Consider the following 1,159-nt stretch of genomic DNA (forward strand, 5'->3'; position numbering starts at 1 on the left):
TCCATGCTGTGGTAGCAGGTAAGGTAATCGAAGAACCTTTGGTCAGGATTTTGTTCAAAGGAGAGGTAGCAGCAGAAATCCCAGCTACTGCTAATCAAAAAAGTTTTCAGCTGAAGCCCATTGGCAGTGGACCTTTCCAGGTTGAGAGATTTGACTCAGGCCAAGAAATTGTACTGAATGCTTTTCCCAAGTATGTAAAAGGTGCGCCACGATTGGATCGTATTGTTATTTCTGTCCTAGGGCAGCTTGATGCAGTCACAGAGGTAGTAAGTAGTAACAAGTATAATGCTGCGGTGCTACCATATACTGAGAAACTCTATAGCCAGTTCAATAACAGAAAAGATTGGACTGTAATCCCAACTCCCCTCAACAAACCGGAGCTACTTCACCTACAATCTTCTAGTCTTCAGGAGCGATTACCCAACGATTTCGATACTAATTGGAATGCCCATCTTTGGTACTTTTATAGGGAAATCGTATTATAGTGGTTATGCTATTATGAAGGTTGGCGACGGGTTTTTAGTGCGTAGGGTGCGTTAGGGGCGGACTTGCCCTTATTTTTATCCTCGTAGGGTGCGTTAGGGACGGGCTTGCCCTCATTTTCTGCCTCGTAGCCAGAGTTGGGATAGCCCGTCCCGTAACGCACCGTCAAAGTTGGGATAGTCCGCCCCGTAACGCACCACCAAAAGTGTAAAAAAAATCCCAATTAAAGTAGGGTGGGCAAATTGATATTATCTAGAATACTCACCCATAACCAAAATGTTTTTTTTTGCCCACCCTACAACCTACAAGTCAGTAGGGTGGGCAAATTGATATTATCTAGAATACTCACCCATAACCAAAATGTTTTTTTTTGCCCACCCTACAACCTACAAGTCAGTAGGGTGGGCAAATTGATATTATCTAGAATACTCACCCATAACCAAAATGTTTTTTTTTGCCCACCCTACAACTCTGAAGAATAGGGGATTCTGATTCCAGAAATTTCAGGGAAATATGACCAGTTCGACAGAAAATGTGACTTGATAATACTGAGAGGTTGTCTGAGAAGTTTCATTTGTTACATCCAAGCCCCCTAAATCCCCCAATTTTGGGGGACTTTTAGAAGCAAATTGACTCTTGTTCCCCCCAAAGTTGGGGGGCTAGGGGGGCAAAATTC

2 protein-coding genes are annotated in these 1,159 nt (G+C 43.3%); one reads left to right on the top strand and one right to left on the bottom strand.

Annotated features, from left to right (window positions below; translation table 11 throughout):
* On the top strand, positions 1-485 hold a 485-nt coding region (locus F6K20_RS39355), incomplete at its 5' end, for an ABC transporter substrate-binding protein (protein WP_287298578.1).
* 11 nt (positions 486-496) lie between these two features.
* On the opposite strand, the gene F6K20_RS39360 is transcribed toward F6K20_RS39355, so the two are convergent.
* The gene (locus F6K20_RS39360; RefSeq protein WP_287298579.1) at positions 497-646 is read right to left on the bottom strand and encodes a hypothetical protein; all 150 of its coding nucleotides are present in this window, start codon (positions 644-646) and stop codon (positions 497-499) included.
* Positions 647-1,159 lie beyond the last annotated feature (513 nt).

The organism is Moorena sp. SIO2C4 (assembly GCF_010672485.1).
Taxonomy (GTDB): domain Bacteria; phylum Cyanobacteriota; class Cyanobacteriia; order Cyanobacteriales; family Coleofasciculaceae; genus Moorena; species Moorena producens.